General features: G+C 54.0%; 23 protein-coding genes and 3 pseudogenes. 15 read left to right on the forward strand and 11 right to left on the reverse strand.

The features are described 5' to 3' along the window. Positions 1-74: 74 nt before the first annotated feature. The gene (locus U5A05_RS10080) at positions 75-536 is read right to left on the reverse strand and encodes a hypothetical protein (RefSeq protein WP_321836245.1); all 462 of its coding nucleotides are present in this window, start codon (positions 534-536) and stop codon (positions 75-77) included. A 540-nt stretch (positions 537-1,076) separates the two neighbouring features. Between U5A05_RS10080 and U5A05_RS10085 the strand changes: the two genes are divergently transcribed. Beyond that, positions 1,077-1,421: a hypothetical protein gene (locus tag U5A05_RS10085; protein ID WP_321836246.1), complete on the forward strand. Its 345-nt coding sequence runs from the start codon at positions 1,077-1,079 to the stop codon at positions 1,419-1,421. 74 nt (positions 1,422-1,495) lie between these two features. Beyond that, a complete protein-coding gene (locus U5A05_RS10090; RefSeq protein WP_321836247.1) occupies positions 1,496-2,011 on the forward strand; it encodes a tail assembly protein in 516 nt (171 codons plus the stop codon). 337 nt (positions 2,012-2,348) lie between these two features. Here the strand turns inward: U5A05_RS10090 and U5A05_RS10095 are convergent, their stop codons facing one another. Beyond that, entirely contained in the window at positions 2,349-2,579 is a 231-nt protein-coding gene (locus tag U5A05_RS10095; protein ID WP_321836248.1) for a hypothetical protein, read from the reverse strand. Between the two features lie 132 nt (positions 2,580-2,711). Here U5A05_RS10095 and gpJ point away from each other — a divergent pair. The 7 genes and pseudogenes from gpJ to U5A05_RS10130 form a co-directional block, all read left to right on the forward strand. After that, positions 2,712-3,791: pseudogene (gene gpJ / locus U5A05_RS10100) on the forward strand (TipJ family phage tail tip protein); the annotation flags it as partial. Between the two features lie 7 nt (positions 3,792-3,798). Further along, positions 3,799-3,942 (forward strand): annotated as a pseudogene (locus tag U5A05_RS10105) (lysis protein); the annotation flags it as partial. Positions 3,943-4,204: 262 nt separating this feature from the next. After that, positions 4,205-4,753: a hypothetical protein gene (locus U5A05_RS10110; RefSeq protein WP_321836249.1), complete on the forward strand. Its 549-nt coding sequence runs from the start codon at positions 4,205-4,207 to the stop codon at positions 4,751-4,753. Continuing rightward, entirely contained in the window at positions 4,750-5,268 is a 519-nt protein-coding gene (locus U5A05_RS10115) for a hypothetical protein (protein ID WP_321836250.1), read from the forward strand. The genes U5A05_RS10110 and U5A05_RS10115 overlap by 4 nt, the downstream gene beginning before the upstream one ends. Further along, positions 5,265-5,768 carry a hypothetical protein gene (locus U5A05_RS10120; protein WP_321836251.1) on the forward strand — a complete coding sequence of 168 codons (504 nt, stop codon included), beginning with the start codon at positions 5,265-5,267 and terminating at the stop codon, positions 5,766-5,768. Before U5A05_RS10115 ends, U5A05_RS10120 begins: the two co-directional genes overlap by 4 nt. A 613-nt stretch (positions 5,769-6,381) precedes the next feature. Continuing rightward, positions 6,382-6,507 (forward strand): annotated as a pseudogene (locus U5A05_RS10125) (DNA adenine methylase); the annotation flags it as partial. Positions 6,508-6,765: 258 nt separating this feature from the next. After that, positions 6,766-8,397 carry a sensor domain-containing diguanylate cyclase gene (locus tag U5A05_RS10130; protein ID WP_321836252.1) on the forward strand — a complete coding sequence of 544 codons (1,632 nt, stop codon included), beginning with the start codon at positions 6,766-6,768 and terminating at the stop codon, positions 8,395-8,397. 117 nt (positions 8,398-8,514) lie between these two features. Here U5A05_RS10130 and U5A05_RS10135 read toward each other — a convergent pair whose 3' ends face one another. After that, complete coding sequence (locus U5A05_RS10135) at positions 8,515-9,525, reverse strand: zinc-dependent alcohol dehydrogenase family protein (protein ID WP_261741961.1); 1,011 nt, start codon at positions 9,523-9,525, stop codon at positions 8,515-8,517. 166 nt (positions 9,526-9,691) lie between these two features. Between U5A05_RS10135 and U5A05_RS10140 the strand changes: the two genes are divergently transcribed. Then, positions 9,692-10,630: a LysR family transcriptional regulator gene (locus U5A05_RS10140; RefSeq protein WP_321836253.1), complete on the forward strand. Its 939-nt coding sequence runs from the start codon at positions 9,692-9,694 to the stop codon at positions 10,628-10,630. 109 nt (positions 10,631-10,739) lie between these two features. Here U5A05_RS10140 and U5A05_RS10145 read toward each other — a convergent pair whose 3' ends face one another. Further along, positions 10,740-11,057: a hypothetical protein gene (locus U5A05_RS10145; protein WP_321836254.1), complete on the reverse strand. Its 318-nt coding sequence runs from the start codon at positions 11,055-11,057 to the stop codon at positions 10,740-10,742. A 174-nt stretch (positions 11,058-11,231) separates the two neighbouring features. After that, on the reverse strand, positions 11,232-12,119 hold the full coding sequence (locus U5A05_RS10150; RefSeq protein ID WP_321836255.1) for a LysR family transcriptional regulator: 888 nt from the start codon (positions 12,117-12,119) through the stop codon (positions 11,232-11,234). A 172-nt stretch (positions 12,120-12,291) separates the two neighbouring features. Between U5A05_RS10150 and U5A05_RS10155 the strand changes: the two genes are divergently transcribed. Then, positions 12,292-13,824: an MFS transporter gene (locus U5A05_RS10155; RefSeq protein ID WP_321836256.1), complete on the forward strand. Its 1,533-nt coding sequence runs from the start codon at positions 12,292-12,294 to the stop codon at positions 13,822-13,824. 425 nt (positions 13,825-14,249) lie between these two features. Here the strand turns inward: U5A05_RS10155 and U5A05_RS10160 are convergent, their stop codons facing one another. The 3 genes from U5A05_RS10160 to U5A05_RS10170 are packed head-to-tail and all read right to left on the reverse strand — an operon-like array spanning position 14,250 to position 17,022. Then, on the reverse strand, positions 14,250-15,278 hold the full coding sequence (locus U5A05_RS10160) for an alpha/beta hydrolase (protein ID WP_321836257.1): 1,029 nt from the start codon (positions 15,276-15,278) through the stop codon (positions 14,250-14,252). A 25-nt stretch (positions 15,279-15,303) separates the two neighbouring features. Next, positions 15,304-15,807 carry a cyclophilin-like fold protein gene (locus U5A05_RS10165; protein WP_321836258.1) on the reverse strand — a complete coding sequence of 168 codons (504 nt, stop codon included), beginning with the start codon at positions 15,805-15,807 and terminating at the stop codon, positions 15,304-15,306. Between the two features lie 27 nt (positions 15,808-15,834). After that, positions 15,835-17,022 carry an MFS transporter gene (locus U5A05_RS10170; protein ID WP_321836259.1) on the reverse strand — a complete coding sequence of 396 codons (1,188 nt, stop codon included), beginning with the start codon at positions 17,020-17,022 and terminating at the stop codon, positions 15,835-15,837. Positions 17,023-17,150: 128 nt separating this feature from the next. Here U5A05_RS10170 and U5A05_RS10175 point away from each other — a divergent pair, with 128 nt between their 5' ends. Together U5A05_RS10175 and U5A05_RS10185 are read left to right on the forward strand one after the other, a co-directional pair. After that, entirely contained in the window at positions 17,151-18,044 is an 894-nt protein-coding gene (locus U5A05_RS10175) for a LysR family transcriptional regulator (protein ID WP_321836260.1), read from the forward strand. Positions 18,045-18,594: 550 nt separating this feature from the next. After that, entirely contained in the window at positions 18,595-20,118 is a 1,524-nt protein-coding gene (locus U5A05_RS10185; RefSeq protein WP_261741969.1) for a sensor domain-containing diguanylate cyclase, read from the forward strand. 414 nt (positions 20,119-20,532) lie between these two features. Here the strand turns inward: U5A05_RS10185 and U5A05_RS10190 are convergent, their stop codons facing one another. The 3 genes from U5A05_RS10190 to U5A05_RS10200 form a co-directional block, all read right to left on the reverse strand. After that, on the reverse strand, positions 20,533-21,030 hold the full coding sequence (locus tag U5A05_RS10190) for a lysozyme inhibitor LprI family protein (RefSeq protein WP_321836261.1): 498 nt from the start codon (positions 21,028-21,030) through the stop codon (positions 20,533-20,535). 343 nt (positions 21,031-21,373) lie between these two features. Continuing rightward, positions 21,374-22,351 carry an IS5 family transposase gene (locus tag U5A05_RS10195; protein ID WP_106117532.1) on the reverse strand — a complete coding sequence of 326 codons (978 nt, stop codon included), beginning with the start codon at positions 22,349-22,351 and terminating at the stop codon, positions 21,374-21,376. Positions 22,352-22,648: 297 nt separating this feature from the next. Continuing rightward, entirely contained in the window at positions 22,649-23,218 is a 570-nt protein-coding gene (locus U5A05_RS10200; RefSeq protein ID WP_261741971.1) for a MepB family protein, read from the reverse strand. Between the two features lie 529 nt (positions 23,219-23,747). Here U5A05_RS10200 and U5A05_RS10205 point away from each other — a divergent pair. Both U5A05_RS10205 and U5A05_RS10210 read left to right on the forward strand, forming a co-directional pair. Further along, a complete protein-coding gene (locus U5A05_RS10205) occupies positions 23,748-24,104 on the forward strand; it encodes an MmcQ/YjbR family DNA-binding protein (protein ID WP_261741972.1) in 357 nt (118 codons plus the stop codon). Positions 24,105-24,600: 496 nt separating this feature from the next. After that, positions 24,601-24,861, forward strand: a complete 261-nt coding sequence (locus tag U5A05_RS10210) for a hypothetical protein (RefSeq protein WP_261741973.1) — start codon at positions 24,601-24,603, stop codon at positions 24,859-24,861. Positions 24,862-25,002: the final 141 nt, after the last annotated feature.

Genomic DNA, 25,002 nt, shown 5'->3' on the forward strand with positions numbered 1-25,002 from the left:
CACAGCTCTATTGTTCTCGGTGCCCTGTAATAAGAAAGCCAAGCTAAGTGCGGGCTTTGTGTGTTTGGTGACTTCTATCCGCGCTTCAAAGAAATCATCGCATCCACGAAACGTTCAGCTTTCTTCTGCGTATCTACAAGTGAGCTGTTCATGACGTTACCGCCAGTACTCCGAGTCTGCACAACCCATCGGCCGCGTTTCGAGTAGAGGGCTACGCTACCGATTGAGTTGTAGTAAATACGAGTCTGAACGGCTTTTGACGATGTTCGTGAGCTGCCTGCTGCTATCGCTCCGCCACCGAGAGGGACTGCACTGGCAAAGCCGCTGGTGGTCGAGAGTATGCCGCTGCCATAACCAATGTACTCATCAGTAAACACGACCTGTTCCGGCCTGGTCTTGAGAGGTTGCTCCATCAGCACCTGCTCAATTACCGAGCGTGCCTGCTCTGGGCTGATCTTGGTCGGAGTGTACTCAACGACCTTTGACACGCACCCTGTGAGCAGAAGCATTAGTGCAGCTATTCCGAAGGTTCTCATCACAGGCTCCGTTATTGTTGGCGGGGCATTCTGCCATGACGGCGTTGCTGATGCTAAAGTCCCGCCAAATCAATTGAGGGAACGACATGCGAGTTCTGATAGGGGCGCTGGCGCTGGGCTTTTTGGCGGGGTGCTCTACATCTCCAGTAACGGAAACTACAGGCAAGCCCGTTGAGGAAAATCGTATTTACGAGCGGTCCTATGTTGCCCCCATATCTGTCCCTCAGGACAAGGCGGCTGTGACGTTTTTACGAGACTCCGGTTACATGGGGTCCGGTTGTAGCCATGACATTTATGTAAATAATATAAAGGTTTTTGCAATTCGGCAGGGTGAGCAAATCAAGCTTGCACTCGACCCGGGGCCGTACCTTTTTCGTTTAGAGACGGGCGGCGGGCTCTGCCCGAATATCGCCGAGTCGCAAAGTACTGAGCTGAAGTCAGGCGCGAGTGAGGTCTACCGTATTTTGATCCCATCGGACGGTAACTTGAGGTTGACTCGGATACGTTAGTCGCATGCTGGTTCAAGAAAGGTAGCGTTTAATGAAACGATTTTTCACTGCGTTTATTGTGCTGATGCTGGCAGGGTGTGTATCTCCCAGTGACCTGAAAGCAAATAAGCCAACCCTCAGCTCCTTCACGAAGAAAGAGCCAAAGCAGTATGCTTTGTGCGTCCTGCCGCGCTGGCAGGACGCGAGATCGGAAGCATCGATGTCAGAGACTGAAAGTGGCTACCGGTTGGTTGTTGGCGAGTTTCAGTTGACTGACGAGCTTTTAGAGGTCCAAAAGACGTCTTCAGGTAGCAAGGTAGACTTCTTTCAGCGAGTAGCATGGATGCCTGGCGTTGGCCGAACGGCAATTGAATCCGCCGTTCGTGAATGCCTATAAGTACGGTTTTGAGAAGTAAGAAATATTTCACTGAAGCCGCCCTCGGGCGGTTTTTTTACATCCGGAGAAAAGTAATGGCTGCATCTGCAATTGACTATTCGCCCCTCGAAACCATTCGACTCTGCGGCGCACTGCGTCAGTTTGGTAAGGAGTATCGGCTTTCAGTCCGGAATCCTGCAGAAACGATCAAAGCCCTTTGCATCCAAGTACCAGGGCTGGGGCGTTTCATAAGTTCAGCGAAAGCAAAGGGTCTTGAATTTGCGGTTTTCCGCGGAAAGCGGAATATCTGTAAGGGTGAACTTGGGTATCACGGACGGGGAGAGATCAAAATCGTGCCGGTTATCACCGGCAGTAAACGAGCAGGTCTTCTACAGACAATCGTGGGGGTGGTTATGATCATCGCCTGGTTTATCCCGGGCTTCCAGGCTCTTGCGCCGGTAGGCATTGCGCTCGTAGCCGGCGGCGTCATCCAGATGCTCAGCCCCCAGCTAGGCGGATTAAAAACCAGTGCAGCCCCAGAAAATACCTTCGGCAGCGCCAAGAACACCACAGCCTCAGGCAACCCGGTCTCCCTCTGCTATGGCCGCTGACGCTGGGGCGGTGCAATTATTAGTGCCGCCATTTATGCCGAAGATCAAATGTAACAATGCTCACATGGCGAAAAAACCTTGGAGATTATTGTGCGTAACAATCAACGCTACATTCTGACTTACTGGGACTTGTTCACTATCCAAAATGGGGTGCTTTGCGGCGCAGAGGCCGAAGTCGCGGTTCTGGATAACGGTGTGGAAATCGATCGAATGAGATTCACTGGGAAGTGCCAATGCAAGGAAGGCTATCGCCGTGCCTACACTGGAAAGCCGGGGCTGACGGCAGAGCTTGCGTTTGGCCCCGGGCGAATCCACTTTACGGCGGAAGACCTTAAGGTCACTTCGCAGGCGTAGAGCCACCTATGAAGTCGTTAGTTCCGAGCTTGTGCGAACCAAATTCGACAGCATGACCTGCACCCAATCGTTTCGCCTCGGCCTGCGCCACATGTTTTTCGGCGTAAATATCGATGAAGCTCCAGGGCGCATTGCGCGCAACCGGCCATCCCATGACGTTGCCAGATACATCAGGGTCCTTGGGAAGATTTTTAGCCAAGCTCCGAATTGACATGACTGCTCCTTGATTTAAAAGAAGGCTGAACGCTACTACCTCAATGAGTTTTTTGCGTTACTGGCATTTCATCCACTCTGTACAAATACCCACACCGCTCATGAGGCGGTTTTTTATTGCCTGGAGAAAAGCATGGGCGCAGCACAGTTAATCGATATCCACGGCGCCAAGGGTGGATCAGACAAGCCGAGGACACCCACCGAAGCCCCGGACAGCCTGCGCTCTATTGCCTTGGCAAAAATGCTGATTGCGGTCGGTGAGGGGGAGTTTGACGGGACGCCAACGGCCAACAATATCTTTCTCGACAACACCCCGCTGCAGGATGGGCAAGGCAATCTCAACTTCCCGAATGTGAAGTGGGAGTGGCGCACCGGCTCCGTTGAGCAACCCTACATCAGCGGGATTCCCTCAGTGGAGAACGAAACCAGTTTGGGCATTGAGCTGCGCAGCGGCACGCCGTGGGTGCGAGAGATCAACAATACCCAGCTTTCTGCTATGCGCCTGCGCTTTGCCTGGCCAATGCTGCAATCGATTGATGCCAGCGGGAACATCAACGGTTACCGGATCGAAGTGGCCACCGATGGCGGTGCGTACCAGGAGGTGCTGAGCGAAGCGGTAGATGGTAAGACCACTAGCGTGTACGAGTGCACGCGGCGCATCGATTTGCCCAAAGCTGCGAGCGGTTGGTTGTTGCGGATCACGTGCTTAACCGCCAACCAAAACAACAATAAAATCGCTGACACCATGCAGATTGCAGGTTTCACTGAGGTTATCGACGCCAAGCTGCGGTATCCGAACACGGCGCTGCTTTAAAATGAATTTTCGGCTGAGCAGTTTCGCAACATCCCTGCGATTACGATTGAGTGCGATGCCCGCAAAATGTCGGTATCCAGCAACTACGACCCGCGCGTTAGGTCTTACGTTGGAATGTGGGACGGCACGTTCAAGCAGGCATGGACCGATAATCCGGTCTGGATGACCTACGACATTACGGTCAACGACCGTTTCGGTCTTGGCCGCCGGATCAAACCCTGGCAGGTCGACAAGTGGGAGCTGTACCGCATCGCCCAGTACTGCGACCAGTTGGTACCGGACGGGAAGGGCTGTATGGAACCGCGCTTTATCTGCAACCTGAACCTGCAGGGCAAGGCGGATGCCTGGACGTTGCTGCGGGATATTTCTGCGATCTACCGAGGCATGACTTACTGGGCTCACCTGCCGCGTGGTTTATGGCGCCCGTAGAGCCCAACTTGACTCAGCGCATGCTCAACGAATTATCGGAATCACCGGCGACGGAGATCAAGGACTGATCGCGCTGCAGGCCTGTCAGGCCTATGTCAAAGAAATATCAGGGGTGATTTGAGAAGATTCTCGGGGTTGCTACGTGTTAAATGTGGAGTTTGGTAATAGGCAGATTTATTGTGCGCATTTATTGAAAATGAACCTTTTCAAGGGCTTCTGTCCATGGCTACTTAGCAAACTCTGAGGTGCCCCCTATCAGGATTAATAATTTTTTGTGCTCATCGGGGCTCGTTTTGTTGCTTTTTTCTGGCGCATTGGCGGGCTGCGGTACGCAGTCGGCTTCGATTGTCAGTGAGCCGTTGCGCCCTGGTCACCAGGAGCCTGTGGCCTATGTGGTCGGCTCGATCGGGCCACTTGATTTGAGGGCTTCTCCCGCGCCGAATCAACGCTTGTTGTTTCGCAAGCGCAGCTCAAAGAATGGTGCGGCGGGTGTCTGGGTTGGAGCGGGTAGAGAAACACCGCAGGATGTGAAAGAGCAGGGAGGTGCCGCTAGCGTATTTGTCTTGCCGCTCAAGCCTGGCGATTATGAGCTTTATGACTTCCAATTCACCTCCAGCAACTACTCGCAGACTCTTGGCACGACCTACACGTCAAGCCAGGCTCGGGAGAAGTTCAACCTGCCGCTTCACCTGCAAGCCGGTAAAGCATATTACCTAGGCGAGTTCCGCTCATTGTGTATCGGCGGCTCAATGTGCGCATTTCGCTGGCGTGACCAGCAGGTGCGCGATGAGCAGTTTGCTCGCCAACAAGTGCCAGAGCTGCCTGCCTTGCAACTGGTGCCGCTGGATTTTGACAGGGCGGCGCCCTTTATCATTCCACCGACTTCTTCCTCCGGCGCAAGCCGCAACAGTACCTCAGAGACTCACCCATGAACCGTTTCATTGCTGTTGGTACCCTAGCGTTGCTGAGTGGCTGTGCCGTCAACAATACCCTGCCTGAACGTTCGATAACCGATGCTCAGGATTACCTGATGCCAATCCATGTGATGGTTGACGACCCGCTTCGAGCCGCACCAATACGCAACCAGTTGCGGGAAACCGGAGTGTTCCGCTCGATTGAAAGCGGCACCGGAAAACCAGGCGATTATGCTGTGCTTATCAAGTTCAAGAGCGAGCGCGATCTGCCGCCTTTTCCGGTGGTATTGCTCAGCGCAGCCACCCTGTTCTTATTGCCCTTGTCCCAGAGCATTGACACCACCACCGAGTTTTCCTTGAAGCACGATGGCAAGCTCTTGAAGCAATATAACTACCGCAACGTGACGCAAAAATACACCTGGCTACTTGATCAAAGTGGCGATATGGCTGATCAAAACGTTAATCGCATCGCCCGCGCATTTGCTCAGGACGTGCAGCGTGACGGCTTGGTACCTGCTGAGCATCCGCAATGATTAAATTCATAGTTTTGGGAACCTCATTGCTGCTTAGCGGCTGCAGTACGGCGCTTAAACCCCTGGACTACAAGGCGCAACGGGCCTATGTGCCGATGAGTGTGTCGATGCAGTCACCGACGTCGCGCTTTGAGGAAGAAAAGCAGCGTCAAGTGATCCAGGTACTACGTGATACTGGTGCGTTCAGCTTTCTCGACGGTAGCTTGAGCAAGACAGGCTACAGCCTCCTGATCGACGAACCGGGCGGCAAGGGCGCAGGCTTGGTGAGCATCCTGGGTGCATTGACACTGCTGACGGTGCCTGTGCCTTACACCTACGAGCGGAACATACGCGGAAGGCTGTTCAAAGACGGTCAACTACTTAGAACCTACGACTATCAACGTGGGGGCTGGACTGTAATGGCCTGGTACATCCCGATGGTTGAGCCCGAAGCGCAACGCCAGATGCTCGATGAGCTGATGCGGGATATGGACAAGGATCGGCTGGTACCTTATCAGTAACGAATGGCCGCCGACTTCAGTTCTTGCCGCTGGTTGGTTAGATCATGGCCATCGTCGCAGGTGACGCCTTGGTTGAGGCTTAATGCTGGCGTGGGAGTAAAGAGACAACTCAGCCGATTGTCCAGTAACGTTGGGTGTCGTTGCAGTGATGCCTGCTGCTGGAGTCCAGCGTCCGGCTTGAATAGGGTGTCAGGTGGCGAGGCGTATTACTCGGGAGTGATTTCTGGTCAGTCGAAAGCTGCAGGAATTATCGTTTTTGGGTCCATTACCCAAGACTGAACATAGATAGAATACGGGCTGTAGGCTGCTGGAAGTATCCCACTAATGGAACGCCAAGCAACCTACAGACCACGGTTATAAAGGACTTTAGACCCGGATTGAAAATCCGCCCACGCCGGTTCGATTCCGGCTTCGGCCTCCACATTCGAAAGCCCCGTAGACCCTGGTCTACGGGGTTTTTTTATGCCTGCGATTTGACGATGAGTTCCGCAACTTTTTGGATCGCTTCCGCAAGTCGGTGTATTTAACCCGTCGACTAGCTCCTTTGTCTGGGGCTGGGGAGAGCTCACGGATCGATGGTGGGTGATGAGTCGGACGATTTTTTTGCGGTTGGGTGCAGAACCACCTTGAAGAATTCGGGCGCCAATTTAAGTGGGCTCTCAGCTCACGGCAGATATTCGAGTGGCAAAAAATGACCCGCCCGGAAACCTTGACCGACATCCAGCGCGCGGCACCCTTTATAGGTGTTAGGTGCCCTGTTGATCTGATGGCGACCACCGAGCCTCGAACCTGGATAAGGTGTCTTTGGTAGTGGAGTCTTCAAGTTACGTTTGAGGTATTGACTCATACACTTACTCGTAGCGGTTGGGCTTAAGATAGTGCCGGGGTTCATGCATAGTGTCTGAAGCGCGCTTAGGGCGCGTAATGTATAAGCGATTATACTGGCAGAGCTGCTATTCGCAGCAGGAATACAACAATAGAGGTGTCACGGTAGACAATGACGGAAAGAGCAGGCAACCCCAGGAATTCGTCCACCGATGAGAACGTGAGCACGAGGCAGCCCGCAGTCATTCTGGACTTACGTTGGCTCATTCTCACCCTCGTACTGTTATCTGTCCTGGCTACGTTGGGCAATAGTCTCATCACGGCATATAGAGTGCAGCGGGATGCTTTGATGGACCATGCGCTGCAATCAAGCAGTGCTTATGCGTCAAAAGTAGCTTCAAGCCTCTCTGAATTCATTCATTCTGCACAAAGCCATCTGCGTTATAGCGCCGACGAGTTGGGCAAGGAGTGGGGTAATGCCAAGGTACTGCGGGCCGAAGCTGTACGCCTACAAAAGCAGGATGCAGATTTTAACTCGATAGCGATTGTCGATACTAATGCCAAAGTTCTGGAAGCGTACCCAGACACACTGCAAATCAATGGTTCAACTTTGCGATCGGATGCGATTCGAAAAGCCATCGATGTGAAACGTCCCTACGTTAGCTCAGCTTATAAATCAGCAGCTGGTAATCTGGTCGTATTCGTCTCAGAACCTATTTATGATTCCTCAAACCGTTACATTGGAATCATAGGCGGTTCGATTTACCTGCAGCAGGATAGTGTACTTCACACGTTAATCAGCCGGCACTTTAACCATGAAGGTACATTTGCCTTCATTGCCGATCAGGATCGTCAACTACTTTATCATCCTGATGCGTCGCGTATTGGTGAGACCCTCGGATGGAGCAAGACCGTGGATGCGGCTTTACGTGGCGAAAGTGGGTCCGTGGCCGTGCCTAATTATAAGGGCATACCGATGCTTGCTGGATATGCTCAGGTGCCTGGAGCCGGTTGGGCCGTCGTCGTACAGCAGCCTCGCGAGGTTAGCCTTGCACCCTTGAACACGTTGATGCACGACATGATTTTTGGGATGCTACCTGCTGCATTGATCGGCTTTGTACTGATTTGGATAGGTGCTCTGATGATCTGTCGGCCATTGCACCAGCTTTCCACGATCGCAGGGCAATTGGCTGCAACGCAAGCCTCTGAGCAACTTCGAAACGTGAAGGCATGGTATCTGGAGGCCTTTTCTATCCGTCAAGCGATGCTGGCCGGTGTGTACCTATTACAAGCAAAGATGGGGCGTCTAAGTCAGCAGGCGCTTTCTGACCCTCTGACAGGTCTGGCGAATCGTCGAGCGATGAATGATGAGTTGCGGGGGCTGGAGCAGGCAGGTCGAACTTACTCCATATTGTCACTGGATATAGACCATTTCAAAAGGGTAAATGACACCTTCGGCCATGACAAAGGTGATGTGGCGATAAAGCAGGTTGCGGAAACACTCCTCAGTCATTCACGCAATGGTGACTTCGCTTGCCGAGCGGGTGGAGAGGAGTTCTTGCTGATTTTGCCGGAGACCGGTGTCGATTCGGCGAGCATAATTGCCGAGCGAATTCGCCAGGCAATCGCTACATGCGACATTTCTGGTGTTGGGCATATCACGGCTTCTATCGGTGTCGCGACTTGTGAACACGTATCTACTACCTCAGAGGTTGTACTCAAGAGGGCGGACGAATGCTTGTATCGTGCCAAACAAGGGGGGCGTAATCGCGTGGAGTCGAGTCCTCAATCTGGATCCGAATGAATCGCCCCTTGATCGTAGACATATCCAATTACAACCCATAACGAGGCCAATCAAAGTAACAGAGGCAGCAGACCAGTATCGGCAAGCAGGGGTAATTCGAAATTACCCCTCAAGCAATTAGGCAATTTTGATAACTACCTTGCCGAAAGCTCCCCTCTCTAAATGTTCATAAGCTTGGCGTGCCTCTGCAAACGAATAGACCTTGTCTATTACTGGTCTGATTTGGTTCTCGTTGAGAAAGGCGTTCATACGGTCGAAAGCCGAGCGTGGCGCGACTGCAATGCCACGGATGGTCGTCTGCCGGAAAATCAACGGCATCAGGCCAAGCTCGGTGGTCTGCCCTGTCAGGAAGCCGATCTGTGCGATCTTGCCAGCCGCCTTGGTCGCTGCGATCGACTGGTTCAGGCCATTGCCACCGGCAACGTCCAGGAGCAAGTCGACCCCTTTGCCGTCGGTGAGCTTCAGCACTTGCTCTTCCCAGTCAGGGTGGGTCCGGTAGTTCACTCCGGCGACTGCGCCCAGTTTCATGGCAGCCTCCAGATTCGCGTCATTGCTCGATGTAACTATGACTCTGGCGCCCAGCGCGGTAGCCAGTTGAATAGCAAAGATCGACACACCGCCAGTACCCTGGACAAGAACGCTATCTCCCGCTTTGATCTGGCCGTAGTCCACGAGTGAGTACCAGGCTGTAAGCGCAGCAATAGGCAGGGTCGAAGCTTCTTCGTCGGACATATTATCGGGGGCGCGCACAGCGCTATCCTCGTGAATGATCATGTACTCGGCAAGACCGCCTGGTAGGGGCGAGCCAAAGCAGTAATCCGGTTCGTCCGGGCCAGGGGGGCCATCAATCCAGCGCGAATACAAGTGCGAGTTTACCCTGTCCCCAACCCTGAATCGGCTTACCCCTTCACCAACAGCTACTACCGTTCCAGCTGCATCACTCACGGGTATCAGCGGTTTGGGCACCTTATGTGGCTCGTAAATACCGTCGACGATGGCTTTGTCGCGGAAGTTGAGAGAAACAGCACCAACTTTGACCAGCAACTCTCCTGCCTTCGGTTCCGAAGTAGGGGTGTCACGAAGGACTAAATTGTCGAGACCAAAATCATTCAGAAGCCAGGCTTTCATTTCGTTTCTCCTTAAAGGGCACCAGTCATACCTGGTGTGGTGCAGCCATTGTTCCCTTTGAGTCGACTACGATAAATACGCTAGGCAGAACAAGACTATTTCCTCTGGAGGCAACAATGCCTTAAATTTGATGCTTTTAGCAGCAACAAAACCTATGTGAGGGTCTATGGAACTGCTTCAATCAATGCAGGTTTTTGTTCGTGTTGCCGAGCTTGGGAGCTTCACGAAAGCCGCTGATGCCACTCAATTGGGGCGGCCTCAGGTCACCAGAGCCATACAGGAGCTGGAAGCGTCTCTTGGGGTGAGACTTTTTCAGCGTACGACTCGACAAGTTCGGCTGACGACTGAGGGGGAGCAGTTTTACGAACGGGTCATGGATATTCTAGGACGCCTCGCTGAGACGACATCAATGTTCGATACTTCGGGGGCATCCCTTCGTGGAAAACTGCGAGTTGATATTCCATCGGCACTTTCCCAGCCTGCATTCATCACAAGTTTGAGAGAGTTCACCCATAGTCATCCGCAAATCGAAATGGCTTTGGGGGTTACCGATCGTACGGTGGATCTGGTCGCTGAAGGTGTCGACTGCGTGCTCAGGATTGGAGATTTGCCGGACTCCAGTCTGGTAGCTCGCCGTATTGGAATGGCAACTATGGTGACGTGCGCGGCGCCAGGATATATCCAAGAGTTCGGGGCGCCGGATACTCTGGAGGCGCTGGACACTCACCGTTGCATAAGTTTTCTCTCCGGTCAGAACCACCGTCGGCTCCCCTGGCAATTCTCGCAGGGCGGCATCGACAGGGGTTACGTAAGCCACCGCGGCATCGTCGTCAATGAGTCCAACGCTTATGTGCAATGTGGCGTAGCCGGTTTTGGCATTCTTCAGGCTCCGGGAATCGCGCTGGAGCGGTATCTGGCTGAAGGGTCGCTGGTTGAAGTGCTTGAGAACTATCGGCCAAGACCGCGCCCGGTGTCCGTGTTGTATCCGAGCAGAACGCACCTCGCCCCTCAGGTTCATGCTTTTGTCGACTGGGTAAGTCAGCGGTTTGCACTTCTTTATCCTGTATGGCTTGAAAAAATAGCTCCGGGACTGAATTGTCCCTAGTTTCGTTGACAGCTTTGAGCGGCTGCTTTGTATCCGTCCGGCGAAGTCATCTATCCCGGCCTGCAAAGCCAAGACCTGGTGTGCACTTAAATTTAAGTGGACACCAGTTCTAGCCTTTTAAGCGGGTCTTTTCATGCAGCCACAACGCCGTTCCTACTCCAAACCCTTCAAGGCCCAGGTTATTCAAGAGTGTGCTCAGCCCGGTGCCTCGATTGCCAATGTCGCGCTGACCCACAGCCTCAACGCGAACCTCGTCCATAAATGGATTCGAGTGCAAACGCAGAAAACCATGCAGCCGCTTGCGCGACCTTTCTTCGAGACCTGTTGCGATGATCCGTATCGACTCAATCTGGCTCGCCACCGAGCCCATGGATACGCGCGCCGGCACTGAAACCGCACTGGCGCGGGTGGTTGCGGTTGTTGCCACATCAGTGGGTGCCTTCTGACTGTCGCAAAGTGCGTTGACGGCACGCTGACGGTTGCCGTGGGCCAGGGGATCGCACTGATGGTTTAGCAGACGCGGCAGGCGTCAGCGCATCGCGACGAAGTGCCTGGATAGGCGCAGGTGATGGGCATCGGCGCCTACGTGGCCCAGTCCGGATCAGGCTTTGAAAAGCTCCGTGCCCATGAAGTCGATGAACGCGCGCAGCTTCGGCGCTCGGTGCTTACTCGATGGCCAAAGCATGCGGAAGGTGCCCTGATGCTGGTTGAAGTCGTCCAGCACCGTCACCAGTTCGCCGGCCGCAATGGCATCACGCACCATGAAGTCCGGCAGGCAGGCGATTCCAAGGCCATCGCGGGCGACGTGAAGCAGGGCCTCGGTGGTGTTGCATACCATCGAAGCCAAGAGGACGGGTTCTGCCTCGCCCTCCGGCCTGCACAAGGGCCACGGCTCGAGCTTGCCGGTACTCGGGAACTTATGTTGCAGGCCAGCGTGGCCACTCAGGTCGGCGGGTACGCGCGGAGTGCCGCGTGCGGTGATGTATAGGGGCGAGGCAACCAATAGCAGCTTGAAGGTGCCCAGTGTGCGGGACATCAACCGGGAGTCGGCCAGTTCTCCGGTGCGAATGACGGCATCGAATCCATCCTCAATTACATCAACCAGCCGATCCGAGAAATCCACATCCAGTTCGATGGCGGGGTAGCGGTGCATAAAGGCCGTCAGCGCCGGCATAACCAAGCTGCTGACCAGCGGAATGCTCACGCGCAGCTTGCCTTGAGGGGACTGCCTGGTTTCCGACAGTTCCAATTGCGCCGCCTCGACCTCGCAGAGGATGCGTCGACAACGCTCCAGGAACAGCGTGCCTTCGGCGGTCAGCGTGATGCTGCGAGTGCTGCGGTGGAGAAGGCGCACGCCTAGGCGCTCTTCCAGCCGGGCCACACTCTTGCCCACAGCGGAAGACGAGACGCCGAGCACGCGCCCGGCTTGCGAAAAGCTACGGGCTTCCGCCGCCTGCACGAAGAACGCGATGCCGTTGAGGGAGTCCATTCTTCACCGATATAAGAAAATTTGTCCGATATGTTCGGAACCTTAGCCTATTTTTCTTGAGCGGGCCCGCACTTACGCTGACGGCTGCACAGGTTAGATCCGGCTGTCTGCTTGGTTTTCGAGATTTAGGACGGCTGCCTGACCTTCTAATCACTCTTTGCGGATGCTTCCCATGACACAAGCCCTGACCGCCACAAGCGGTTCCACCGGACGCGACTGGCTGCAACTGCTAGCCGCATGCCTTACCGGCATCCTGATCCCGCTGTGCTTCACCGGGCCGGCCGTCGTGCTACCTGCCATCAGTCAGGAGCTGGGCGGGACCGCGATACAACTTAACTGGGTCGTCAACGGCTACATCCTGACCTACGGCAGCGCCATGATGGCAGCGGGCAGCCTGACCGACACCTATGGTCGCAAGCGCGTGTGGCTGGTCGGGCTGGCGCTATTCGTCCTGATGACGTTCTTAATCCCGCTGGCGCCGACAGTGGGCTGGATCGATGGGCTGCGCCTGGCACAAGGGCTCGGTGGCGCCGCGGCCTTCGCGGGCGCGATGTCTTCGCTGGCACAGACCTTTCGCGGCCCGATACGTACTCGCGTGTTCAGCCTGCTCGGTACCACGTTTGGTATAGGCTTGGCCTTCGGGCCACTGGCGGCAGGCTGGCTGGTGGAGGTGGCGGGCTGGCGCTGGGTGTTCCTGGCGACAGCGCTGATTGGCATGGCCGGTTTCCTGTTGGTGTGGGTCTGCGCCACTGAGTCCCGAGACCCTGACTCTACCGGCTTGGACTGGCCAGGCGCCCTCAGTTTCACCGCCGCGCTGAGTTTGTTCACATACGGCATTCTGCTGGCGCCGGAAGAGGGCTGGCGCAGTGCTTCGGTGCTCGGCACGTTGTTGGCATCAGTAGTGCTATTCATCGCATTCGTACGCATCGAACGCCGCGTTGCGTGTCCGATGCTCGACCTGTCGTTGTTCGGCAGTGGCCGATTCGTCGGCGTGCAGGTGTTGGCTGCATCGCCAGCCTTCTTCTTCGTCACGCTGATCGTGATGCTGCCGGGCCGCTTCATCGGTATCGACGGTCTGAGCGCATTGGAAGCGGGGCAAATGATGGTAGCCCTGGCTGCGCCGCTGTTGATCGTGCCGTTTTTTGCCGCGTTGTTATCGCGCTGGTTCACCTCCGGCATGCTGTCTGGCATCGGACTGCTGCTGGTGGCGGCTGGATTGGTCTGGGTGGCCCAGGTGTTGTCCGGTGGGGCAGGTTTTGCGCTGATAGCCCCCTTGGCGCTGATCGGCGTAGGTATTGGCCTGCCTTGGGGGTTGATGGATGGTATGGCCGTTAGCGTAGTGGAAACAGAGCGTGCAGGCATGGCGACCGGCATCTTCAACTGCGTGCGTGTTTCGGCTGACGGGATTGCCATCGCGGTGGCGGGCGCGCTGCTGGCGTTCTTAATTCAGGGCGGATTGCTTGGCACTTTATCCGCGACCGATCCAACCGTTGTGATCGAGGCAGCCAATCGCGTCGCGCTCGGCGATCTGGCGCATGCCAGTGCTTTGGTCAGCGGCGAGCGTGCTTTGCTGCTGGCGACCTACGATCAGGCATTCCGCTGGGTTTTGTACATCTTGGCTGCATCTTCAGCACTGACTGCGTTGCTAGTGTTCGCCTTGCTGGGTCGATCGCGTGCGCATGAAGAAGTGGGAGCCGCGGCATGAATCCGATTGGGACAGGCTCTCGGCCCCCCCCCGACCGCACATTGCATCGGCTATGCGCGGGTATCCAGCGGGGAAGGCTCGGCCCATCTTCGGTTTCATCACCCCAATGGAAGGCTACCCGGAGTTCTCCGTGCCCACGCTGGAGACATGTGTTATTGACTCGTCAAGCCGTGTTCGCCGGACGCTTACGCTGCTTTTGGCCCAGGCTGTGTAAAAACGTTTTTCAGTGCGCCAGGCACTCAAAACCAGACTGGAAGTCGCGCTTCTACGGAAAATCCACATTTGCAGATGTGCCGATAAATTCCAGATTTAACGTAGAAGCGCACACTTCAATTCTGGCGACGCGTTTTTACACACTCTGGGCCAGAAGCGGACGTTAAACAAACTCCGTTTAAACTGAAATGGTTAATTCGATCTAACAATAATCACTTCAAATTACTCTGGAAAAAGCTCGCCAGCTTGTCAAAAGGAATGAGGTCGACGCGGTCATAAAGGTCAACATGGCCAGCGCCAGGAATGATGACCAGCTCCTTGGGTTGCCCCGCGAGTTTGTAGGCTTCTTCGCTGAACTCTCTCGAGTGCGCATCGGCTCCGGCAATAAACAGCATCGGACGAGGTGAAATGGTCTCGATGTCATTGAACGGGTAGAAGTTCATAAATTTGATGTTGCTCGTCAGTGTCGGGTGCGTGGTCAGCGCTTTGGACGAACTGGCTGGCGTGTATTCGCCCCGTGGCGTGCGATAGAAGTCATAGAATTCTCGCTGGATCGGGTGCGTGTTTTCGTCCAGTTGGTGCACTGTGCCGCTGGTGTAGAGGGTTTCACCGCCCGTGAACTCTACATACCGCTGCTGTGCGGCTTGCGCGATGGTCTCTTTGCGTTGCTCAAGCGTCTGCCCATGCTTCAAGCCATTACGATTGGCTGCGCCCATGTCGTACATGCTGACCGTTGCGATGGCTTTCATGCGTGGGTCGATCTTGGCCGCGCTGATAACAAAGCTGCCGCTCCCACAGATGCCGAGTGCGCCTATCCGCTCTTTATCTATAAAAGGCCGGGTGCCGAGAAAATCCACCGCTGCGCTGAAGTCCTCAGCATAAATATCCGGTGAGACTGCATTGCGTGGCAGCCCCTCGCTTTCGCCCCAAAATGAAAGATCCAGAGACAGTGTCACGAAGCCTCTTTCGGCCATTTTGGTGGCATACAGATTAGCGCTTTGTTCCTTGATCGCGCCCATCGGGTGGCCAACAACAATTGCAGGGCTCATGGTTTTGGCATCGAGGTTTTTGGGGATGAACAGATTGCCCGACACGTTCATTTGATACTGGTTTTTGAAATTGACCTTCTGCACGGTCACTTTGTCGCTGGTATAAAAATTATCCGCGCCGTTGGACATATCGGCTCCTGTTGCTGAGAGTGAACTGACAAGAAGCGTTAATAAAACAATGATCTTTTTCATTGGAATTCCTATCGATGCAGAGCAGTCAGTTTTGGGAAAACATCACGTTCACCGCATGACGACCTAAAACCTGTGCCAGGCTCGCGTTGTCGTCCACACGCCCAAGGCGGGTGTATGCGTATGTCGATTCAAAGGTTGAATAGAAAACAACCAGGGTATCCGTGCCATACAGCATCAGATCACCCGCGTGTATCGTTCCCGGTTTGCTCGCATTGGCAGGCAGGGCTCCAGGAAGGCTGGCGTATTTTTCATTGCTGTTGAGATCGCTCATCTCCAGTGTTAGTGGCAGGAGCGTGACAAACGTACGAGCGGCTGCGTTGTCGGCCAAGGTGATGGCGAAGCGTTGTTCGCCGACTGTCATCCACATGCGAGATTTCTCCGTGATCGAGGACGCCGACGCGGCATCATTCATTAGGATGTAACTGCCAAGCACGAGAGCTGAATACAGCACGCCAGGCCAACGAAATGGCCGCTTGCCCCAGCCTTCGCGCTGTTCGGCATTTGCGGCGGGGTGAATGCTCCCGGTCATAACCCGTCTCCTGGATCGTTGCGTGGTTCAAGTGGTTCGAGAGGGGGTAGCGTGTGACGTCAGTACGGTCACCGCTGCACCCAGCAGCAGAACGATTGCACTAGCGACAAACGTGCTCTGATAGCCGTGACTATCGAACAGCATTCCACCCACGGTTGAGCCCAGAGCAATGGACAGTTGAATCACGGCTACCATCAGGCCGCCGCCAGCCTCGGCATTATTTGGCATGGCCTGTGCGATCCAGCTCCACCAGCCCACTGGGGCCGCAGTCGCCAACAGCCCCCATAAGCCCAGCAGTGCAGCAACAACGATGATCGAGTGGCCCAAAGGGATCAGTGCCAGAGCGATCAAGGCCATCAAGACCGGAATGACTATCAACGTCTGGAACAGGCTGCGCCTCAGAACACGGCCGATGATCAGGGTGCCGATAAAGCCTGCCGCACCGATCACCAGCAAGATCAACGACAGCGTGGATACATCGACGCGCGTTGCCGTTTCAAGGAAGGGCCGCAGGTAGGTAAATAGCGCAAACTGCCCCATGAAGAAGGCCCCGCAACCGACCATACCCAGCGCCACTGATCGATTCTTCAACAGTTTGAACACATTCCCGGAGCCTGGTCTGCGCGGCTCCACCGGCATGGGTGGCAGGCTGATGAGCATCCAGACGAGAGCAATCGCCGCGACGGGCACCACACAGAAAAAAGCCCCGCGCCAGCCAATAATGGAGCCCAAATAACTGCCCAGCGGTGCGGCAACTACGGTAGCCAGCGCGTTACCGCCATTGAAGATGGCCAACGCCTTCGGCACCTGCGGGGCGGGTACCAAGCGCATGGCCGTCGCCGCGGACATCGCCCAGAAACCGCCAATGACTACACCGATGAGCGCACGGCCGACCATGTAAGTTTGATAGTCGGGGGCCAGCCCGACGATCAAGCCCGAGACAGCCATTAACCCGGCCAGTGCCAACAAGAGCAGCTTGCGATCGAGGGTTCTGGCAAGCCACGAGATCGACAGGCTGGTCAGCACGGCAAATGCCCCGGAAATCGCAATGCCTTGCCCGGCCATCCCTTCGCTAACCTGAAGATCAACGGCCATCGGCGTCAGCAGGCTGACAGGCATGAACTCAGAAGCGATCAGGGCGAAAACACACAGTGTCATTGCAAAGACACCGCTCCAGTAGGCAGGAGCCTCGTTGCTGGTTGAAACAGTAGCCATCGGGGCCTCGCGGTTAATCGTATTCATACCGGTAATGGTGACGAACGAATACTCACGCGACTAGCTAATGAATGCTTAACAAGGCTATAAGCTCAGCTAATTAATAACTGTAAAAGGTGCTGCGTACCATGGTCAGAGGAAACCTCAACGATCTGCTTTCATTCGTGACAGTGGCGCGCGAAGGCAGCTTCACCCGTGCCGCCGGGGTACTGGGCGTTACCCAGTCGGCACTGAGCCAGGCCATCAGTGGTCTGGAAGCGCGCCTGCAAATCAGGTTACTGACGCGCACCACCCGCAGCGTCTCGCCGACTGTCGCGGGTGAGCGACTGCTGCAAGCGATCGGTAATCGCTTCGATGAGATCGAGGCAGAGCTGGATAACCTGACGCAAATGCGCGATAAGCCTGCGGGCACCGTACGTATCACCTGCGGCGATCATGTTCTGCGCACCACGTTGCTACCCAAACTCACTGCGCTGCTCCAGGAATACCCGGACATCAACGTTGAGTTCGACGTCAATTACGGGTTCAGGGACATTGTGGCGGATCGTTTTGATGCAGGCGTGCGACTGGGTGACACCATCGACAAGGACATGATCGCAGTCCCAATAGGCCCGTCATTACGGATGGCTGCCGTCGCTGTGCCCGCTTACTTTGCCAGCCGTGGCATGCCCAAAACCCCGCGCGACCTGATGAACCATCGCTGTATCAACCAGCGTATGCAGACATCAGGCGGGCTCTATGTATGGGACTTTGAGCAGCGAGGCAAGCAGGTGAACGTGCGCGTAGACGGCCAGCTTATTTTCAATACGTCGAGCCATATCGTGGATGCGGCCTTGGCCGGGCTCGGCATTGCGTACCTGCCACAAGAAGAGTTTGAACCGCATCTGCGCGAAGGCAGGCTGGAGCGCGTGCTGGAGGATTGGTGCCCACCGTTTTCTGGTTACTATTTGTATTACCCCAGCCGTCGACAACCCTCGCCGGCATTTACGCTGGTTGCCAATGCATTGCGCAAAGCGGGGTAGAGGAGACGGACTTCTGGTGTAGATACAGTTGGTCTGAAGCCTGCGCACCGCGAACATTTTCCCCTGCCTCAGATGACCCTCGCTGCTCAATCCAAATCGTTAGTTCCATGATGGCTGCTTCAAGGGCAAGCTGGTTTTCGTTGAATTTGTAAAGGAGGGCGGAACTAGATTTGAATTTGGCATATGTGATCCTCTGTGCAGGATCAATTTAGCTGCGTTGGGCACTGCTTGCGTGACCTGTGCACGCTATCTACTCGCCACCGCCGAGCTGGTCGAAGGCATTGCCCTGAACCTAACGCCTGAAATTTTGAGCATTACGTCCGACACCCTTGAAGCCCATTGAGTATCGTGGACACCGGCGTGCCTTGTGAAGCGGTTACATAACGTTGATCTCGCGTAGATTCATAGCGTGAGCGTTGAGATTATTAAGCCCATATTGACCCGGTAATCTGATCGCTGTGACTACGCTCAATCTGGATATTATTAATTATAGAAAATTCACAGGAAGGCTCCGCACACCCACGCTATGATGAGTTCAATGAAAACGATAATGCTCGTGTCTGGTCGATTAACACCTAAAGCCCTCTCTGTGGGCCTGATAGCTTTCATCTTCTTGGTCTGTGTCACGCTAGTCTCCGCAATTGCTTGGCAGTTAAAGCAATCGGCGGACGAACGATTGATGAATGCCCAAATTGCTGTCAGCAACATTGTTCGGGCTTCCGAGCAGCAGGCTCAAGATACCTTACGGCAGGCTGGAAGCATTCTAAGCAACCTTGCAGAGCGCGTGGAAAATGACAATCTTGACGCCAAACAGAGAACTCGTTTATTCAAAATAATGGCTAGCAATGTTGAGGCAACCGACGGAATTCAAGGGTTGTTCATTTATAACAAGAATGGCGACTGGATAGTCAATTCGTTCTCCGAAGAGACGGTCGCAAAGAATAATAGTGATCGTTCTTATTTTATCTACCACAAGAACCACCCTGACTCTGCCATCCATATAGGCCAGGTCATTTTGAGTCGCACCACCGGCGAAATGATCATCCCTGTCAGCCGCCGCACTCAATACCCAGATGGTAGTTTCAGCGGCGTGGTTTTGGCGACGTTGCCTGTCGCGTATTTTCAACATTTCTTTGAGCGTTTAGACCTAGACAAGCAAGGGGTGATACTGCTTGCACTCAATAACGGCGATTTGCTGGCCCGCCGACCAATGATTGACGGGCTAATGACGACTAATATCGCAAAGGGAGAGCTGTTTAGTCGATATTTAGTAAGCAGCGACGACGGCATAGCAAGCCTGACGTCCATCGTGGATGGGATAGAGCGAGTCTATGCCTACAGCCGCATACAGGGCCTCCCGATAGTCGCTGCAGCAGGATTATCGTTAGATTCAGTATTTGCAACATGGTGGACGTACGTCTATCAAGCATCGATTATGGTGGTGCTTGTAATTATTGTGCTGACCAGTTTGGGCTTTCTTTTTTACCGACAAATTCAACGCTTGTTGGTTGCAGAAGAAGAATTGCGTCTTGCGCAACACGATTTAGAGCATATTGCTAAAACAGACAGCCTTACGGGGTTGCCTAACCGTAGGTATTTCGACGCTACACTGGCACAAGAGTGGTCGAGAACATGCCGCACTGAAAGTAGTATAGCGCTCATACTTATCGATATAGATTGGTTTAAGCAGTACAACGACCATTATGGCCATGTTCTCGGTGACGAATGTCTAAGGCAAGTTGCACAGTTAATAGGCAAAAATATAAATCGCCCAACCGACCTGGCTGCCCGGTATGGTGGGGAAGAGTTTGTAATCCTGCTTCCTGAGACGGACTTAGCAGGAGCAATAAAGATCGCTGAGGAAATGCGGTCAGCAATAGAGACCGCAAAAATTGAACACAGGGGCAGTACGGCAGGTATTGTGACCATCAGCGCAGGTGTCGCTTCCAACCACCAGAATGGCATAATTGAGGCGACTGATTTGCTGGAAAAGGCCGACAGCCTTCTGTATCGCGCAAAAAAAATGGGGCGCAACCGAGTTGAGCATCAATTGCGGGAAGTCCTCGAAACATAAAGTATCGCAGCAACATATCGACTCCCGCAGATCCTTTTAAATCAATAGCACGGAGTTTCTCAGATCATCGGGGTGCTACTGAATCGCCCCTGGTTTCGTTGACACCTTTGAGAGACTGCTTATGGCCGATTGCGGCGACCCATTGCCGTCTTTCCCGGTAATCCGTGAAGAACCTTATTTTTGCCATTGAGGACCAGGGGATGAGCTCTAGCCAGCACTCCGGTGCCATCGGAGCAGCGAGCGTCATTTTGATGACCTCTTCGTTCTTGTCGATGGTGTCCGGGGCGCCGTGCACGTTATTGGCGACGTCGGCCTAACCGCGCGCCTCAACCCTGCTCGATAGCTCTACGATAGCTGCTTCAATGGCGAACTGGTTCTCGTTAGTGGGATAGCCGGTTGTCTATGTGAATAAATTTAATCGGAAAGTTGCTTAGTTCTAAAGCGCATCAAATCGACTTCGCAGGACCTTAAAAAATCTCCAGCGCCCGTGCCCCCCATCGCCGAGTCGGCTTCCCATTGACACTGAGCATCCTTGAACTTCTCGAAAGTTCTCTGAGAGGCGAGTAGCGAGGCAAGGGCTTTGGGCGTCGCACTTGAATCGATTTCCTTTGTCTGGGCTTCCAGTTTTTTGTAGGCGATATTCATTTGTGACGTGACTTCGCGAGTCTTACGCTCAAGGCAAGGCTGCAACGCTGTCCGTGGCTGATCATCGCCAATGGCGTCGTAGCATTCTTTCAATGCTCCAGCGTCGCTGGTCACCGCAGTTTTTGCTGTGGTGGTAGTAGGTGTAGATGCCATATTGACCGCGCCGTTTGTAACTGGATTCACATCAGGTTTCGCGGGTACTTGAGCGAATGCCGCACCAGTAGCAAATGAAGTCGCTACAACGACCACAGAAATGATTTTTCTCATTTTTATCTATCCTTTGGAAAGTTTTTCTCGAGGAGCAGAAACAGCTTTGAGTGCTAGGTGCGCATGATTAGGCCCATTGAAGTCTTATAGGGCTCACAGTCCCAGCGCCTGTTTGACTGCATACAGGGCAAACTGTTCAACACCGCTAAGAACAAGCATCAGCAACAGTTTTGGCGTCCGGTAAATACATCATCTCTAAGGAAGGTCTGAAGTAAGCAGCCGTTTTTAACGGTCTCGCTGTCTGAGGTGCAAAAAACACCGACTTAATCGAAAAACAGACCTTTCCTCCTGTCAGTTCACTATTTTTTGCGGAAGAGCACCTTTTCAGGGCTCATTGTCCACATCACAGGCGCACCTCGCCTGCATTCAATAGTCGTTTTCGCATCATCCAAAGGTTCGATAAGGCAAACAGTGTGGTCTGCTGCGCGGTGTTTTTCACCAAGCCTCGGAAGCGGACTTTCGTATAACCAAACTGGCGCTTTATTACCCGGAAGGGATGCTCAACCTTGGCCCGGACTTGGGCTTTCGCGTATTCGATTTTGCGGCGCATGCGACCGATCAGGCTCTTTTTTGCATGCTTCTTATAGCTGCTGGGTCGCGCTGCGATCGACCAGATCATCTGGCGATGTTGATGCTCCGCACGCTTCTCCACGCCGGTGTAACCGGCATCGCCAGAGACGTAAATTTCCTCGCCATGCAGCAACTGATCGACCTGAGTCACGTCCGCCACATTCGCCGCCGTACCCACTACGCTATGCACCAGACCGGATTCAGCATCGACACCGATGTGCGATTTCATCCCGAAATAGTACTGATTTCCTTTCTTTGTCTGGTGCATTTCGGGGTCGCGTTTACCGTCCTTGTTCTTGGTCGAACTGGGCGCATGAATGATCGTCGCATCGACCACAGTTCCTTGACGTAGCAGCAAACCTCGGTCGCCCAAATAGCCGTTGATGACCTGCAAAATCCCACCGGCCAGCTCATGTTTTTCCAACAGCCGGCGGAAGTTGAGGATAGTGGTTTCATCCGGAATCCGATCCAAATGCAGCCCGGCAAACTGGCGCAGAATCGTGGTTTCGTAGAGGGACTCTTCCATCGCCGGGTCGCTGTAGCCGAACCAGTTTTGCATCAGATGAACCCGCAGTATGGCCATCAACGGATACGCCGGACGACCGCCTTCACCCTTCGGATAATGCGGCTCGATCAACGTAATCAGGCCTTTCCAGGGCACGACCTGATCCATCTCAATCAGGAAACGCTCACGGCGGGTCTGCTTACGTTTGCCTGCGTACTCGGCATCAGCGAAAGACATTTGCTTCATCGGGGCTCAACCGTTCAGTTCGTGGGACAGGCGTATTTCACCAGACTTGGAAGTCTTTTTCAGAGTTTCCCTAAGGGGGGCTGGATGGGTGCATCGGCCAAGCTCTGATCGACGCCAAGCAATGGGGCCGCGACTCGTGCGCCGTCATCAAGGCTGTCATGTCCCTGGACGCCTTTGCCGAGTGAGTCATCGAGGTATGGTTGGCGCTGATCCCAGCGATAAGGTCGATGTTGTCCACTTAAAAATACTGGACAACATCGACCTTACCCAGAACCTCATGAGTGACGGATAAGGGTCTTAAACTTCAAATAGCCGACGCACCTGCACGGAATCGGCGCTTGCGCTTTGTTCAAGAGAAAGGAAGTATCGTAGTTGCCATTGTTGTGTCCTGACGGCCTCTTTGGCGACTGGTTTGACCCAAGGTGGATAAACGCGGATGGCGCGCTTACCGCCTTTACCGTTAATCGCCATGATGCCCTTTGCTGCCAGTATCGTATGGTCGAAAACAAACTGTCCGCGATGAGTTGCATCGGACACACTCACAACAACAAAAGCTACACCGTCATCGACATCGAGAGGCGCAATGGTGCTGCCTGAGCTCGGGCGCTTCCATATTGTGACGAACTGTCCAATCTTCGTCGGCGTTGTTTTAGCCACGCGGAAGACAATGGTGTGTCCGTCCAGGCCAAAGCGGGAGGCACCATACTCGGCACTCTCAGCCTCGCGTAGAGGCAGATCCGTCAATTGCATTCCCGCCGGCTTGTACACATCCTGGATAGCAGCTATCAATTCGCTCGGAATATGGCCGAGGGCAGGGTCTGCCGCGCCTGAATATTTTGTGTCTAGTTCAGTTAAAACGGATTTCAACGGGAACAACTCCTTAACGACTCATGACCACACGATCCATTCCAGAGCATATGTTACTCCCTTCGACATGCCAAAGCGGACTACGACATCTCGTGAACGCAAGGTGGGATAGCCAGGCGGTTAGGAATGGCTCGCACTCGCCAAGGGCGAGCTGTGGAGTAATCCAGTCACGCGAAATGGTGAGTTTCGATTCCAGCGAGGCACCTATCGCCGTGCAGGCCTCGGAGCTAAAGGACGCGCTATTTGTGCTAGGTTCGGATGAGCTACACCTTGGGTATTACTCTGGGCATATAAGTGCGCAGGCGCTGGAGCAGGGTGTGCGACGTATAGCCGAGCAGGGCAAGAAATTGAACGTTGTCGGGAGCGTCGTACAGCGTCAGGAACAATTCCGGTATTTTGCTGCCGCGATTGTAATCTCACGGTTAAGGCATCAGCCTCTGAGAGGAATTCTTTCCAGCCGAGCTTGCCACACTGCCGAATGCCAGATGGCTCCTCAGCCACCAAATAATCAATGAGCAAGGAGAGCCCCATGTCATCTAGAAAAGCCGTATTGAGCTATGTTGCGAAAGAGTTCGATATTCAGCCAGATTACCCTTGGGCTAAATTCCCCAAATATGCCGTCCTAAGGCACGCGGGGTCTGAGAAATGGTTTGGAATAGTGATGAACGTACCCAAGGAAAAGCTAGGTCTTGCAGGCGAGGGGGAGCTTGATATTTTGGATGTGAAATGCCATCCGGGCAAAGTGGGTTCACTTCGTCAAATGGAGGGTATTCTTCCGGGTTACCACATGAACAAAGAGCACTGGATAAGCGTGGTTTTGGACGGCACTGTCGCAACCGAACACATACACGAACTCATTCAAGATAGTTACGAGTTAACCAAGTAGCGGCTCGAGCTGACGAATCATAGTTATTCGGCTCCACAGATTGTATTTGCACCCCCCGCATCGGGTGGTGTTTGGCTGTCTTGACCGGCTGCAACCTTGCACGAACGTCTGCTTATGGCTCAGGCGGTGTAAAAACGTTTTTCAGTGCGCCAGGCACTCAAAACCAGGCTGGAAGTCGCGCTTCTACGGGAAATCCACATCTGCAGATGTGCCGATAAATTCCAGATTTAACGTAGAAGCGCCCGCTTCAATTTTGGCGACGCGTTTTTACACACTCTGGCCAGAATTGGTGTTCAGATTGACCACCGCCGAACAGGCTGCCAAGGCGCGTTTAGCGGTGTTCAACCGCTCGACTGCAGGTGTGCGGCTGGAAATGCCCGGGCTCTGAAGGTATGGGCCGTAAAATGTAGTGGTTGATACTCGGCCTTACGGTTGGCATCACAGATACGTTCATACGCGGCTATAGTGAATCTTCCCCCTAATAAGAGAGTGTCTTATGAAACGTTCAGTTTTGTTTTTCTTAGCAGGTTTTGTCGTGACTCCAATTTTTGCTGCTGATGATATGTGCACCATAAATCTGCAGAAGCTGTCCGACTACAAGGCCACGGCCAGCACTCTGGGGCAGCCACTGCTTGGACAGATCCACGACGCGAGAGTTGAGGCACAAAAAGCACAGGCTGAAGGTGATACGCAGAAATGCATCAGTCTGACCAACAAAGCGCTGCAGGATGTTGTGAACTCACAAAAAGGCCAGTAACGGAGGGCGTTGGACGGCTACGTCACTTAGGTAGCCGTCCATGCTTTGCGGAGGAGGGCCTGGGATTCACGAGCCTTGCCATAAATCTCGCCGCCGTTGGTCTCGCATGAGATGCCACTCTCTTCTCGTTAATACAACTTC

It is taken from the genome of Pseudomonas kulmbachensis, assembly GCF_963681935.1.
In the GTDB taxonomy this organism is placed as follows: Bacteria; Pseudomonadota; Gammaproteobacteria; order Pseudomonadales; family Pseudomonadaceae; genus Aquipseudomonas; species Aquipseudomonas kulmbachensis.

What these genes read in the sequence shown, in the direction of transcription:
- U5A05_RS10080 (WP_321836245.1), bottom strand. Translation starts at nt 536, where the DNA reads ATGAGAACCTTCGGAATAGCTGCACTAATGCTTCTGCTCACAGGGTGC.
- U5A05_RS10085 (WP_321836246.1), top strand. Translation starts at nt 1,077, where the DNA reads ATGAAACGATTTTTCACTGCGTTTATTGTGCTGATGCTGGCAGGGTGT.
- U5A05_RS10090 (WP_321836247.1), top strand. Translation starts at nt 1,496, where the DNA reads ATGGCTGCATCTGCAATTGACTATTCGCCCCTCGAAACCATTCGACTC.
- U5A05_RS10095 (WP_321836248.1), bottom strand. Translation starts at nt 2,579, where the DNA reads ATGTCAATTCGGAGCTTGGCTAAAAATCTTCCCAAGGACCCTGATGTA.
- U5A05_RS10115 (WP_321836250.1), top strand. Translation starts at nt 4,750, where the DNA reads ATGAACCGTTTCATTGCTGTTGGTACCCTAGCGTTGCTGAGTGGCTGT.
- U5A05_RS10120 (WP_321836251.1), top strand. Translation starts at nt 5,265, where the DNA reads ATGATTAAATTCATAGTTTTGGGAACCTCATTGCTGCTTAGCGGCTGC.
- U5A05_RS10130 (WP_321836252.1), top strand. Translation starts at nt 6,766, where the DNA reads ATGACGGAAAGAGCAGGCAACCCCAGGAATTCGTCCACCGATGAGAAC.
- U5A05_RS10135 (WP_261741961.1), bottom strand. Translation starts at nt 9,525, where the DNA reads ATGAAAGCCTGGCTTCTGAATGATTTTGGTCTCGACAATTTAGTCCTT.
- U5A05_RS10140 (WP_321836253.1), top strand. Translation starts at nt 9,692, where the DNA reads ATGGAACTGCTTCAATCAATGCAGGTTTTTGTTCGTGTTGCCGAGCTT.
- U5A05_RS10150 (WP_321836255.1), bottom strand. Translation starts at nt 12,119, where the DNA reads ATGGACTCCCTCAACGGCATCGCGTTCTTCGTGCAGGCGGCGGAAGCC.
- U5A05_RS10155 (WP_321836256.1), top strand. Translation starts at nt 12,292, where the DNA reads ATGACACAAGCCCTGACCGCCACAAGCGGTTCCACCGGACGCGACTGG.
- U5A05_RS10160 (WP_321836257.1), bottom strand. Translation starts at nt 15,278, where the DNA reads ATGAAAAAGATCATTGTTTTATTAACGCTTCTTGTCAGTTCACTCTCA.
- U5A05_RS10165 (WP_321836258.1), bottom strand. Translation starts at nt 15,807, where the DNA reads ATGACCGGGAGCATTCACCCCGCCGCAAATGCCGAACAGCGCGAAGGC.
- U5A05_RS10170 (WP_321836259.1), bottom strand. Translation starts at nt 17,022, where the DNA reads ATGGCTACTGTTTCAACCAGCAACGAGGCTCCTGCCTACTGGAGCGGT.
- U5A05_RS10175 (WP_321836260.1), top strand. Translation starts at nt 17,151, where the DNA reads ATGGTCAGAGGAAACCTCAACGATCTGCTTTCATTCGTGACAGTGGCG.
- U5A05_RS10185 (WP_261741969.1), top strand. Translation starts at nt 18,595, where the DNA reads ATGCTCGTGTCTGGTCGATTAACACCTAAAGCCCTCTCTGTGGGCCTG.
- U5A05_RS10190 (WP_321836261.1), bottom strand. Translation starts at nt 21,030, where the DNA reads ATGAGAAAAATCATTTCTGTGGTCGTTGTAGCGACTTCATTTGCTACT.
- U5A05_RS10195 (WP_106117532.1), bottom strand. Translation starts at nt 22,351, where the DNA reads ATGAAGCAAATGTCTTTCGCTGATGCCGAGTACGCAGGCAAACGTAAG.
- U5A05_RS10205 (WP_261741972.1), top strand. Translation starts at nt 23,748, where the DNA reads ATGTCATCTAGAAAAGCCGTATTGAGCTATGTTGCGAAAGAGTTCGAT.
- U5A05_RS10210 (WP_261741973.1), top strand. Translation starts at nt 24,601, where the DNA reads ATGAAACGTTCAGTTTTGTTTTTCTTAGCAGGTTTTGTCGTGACTCCA.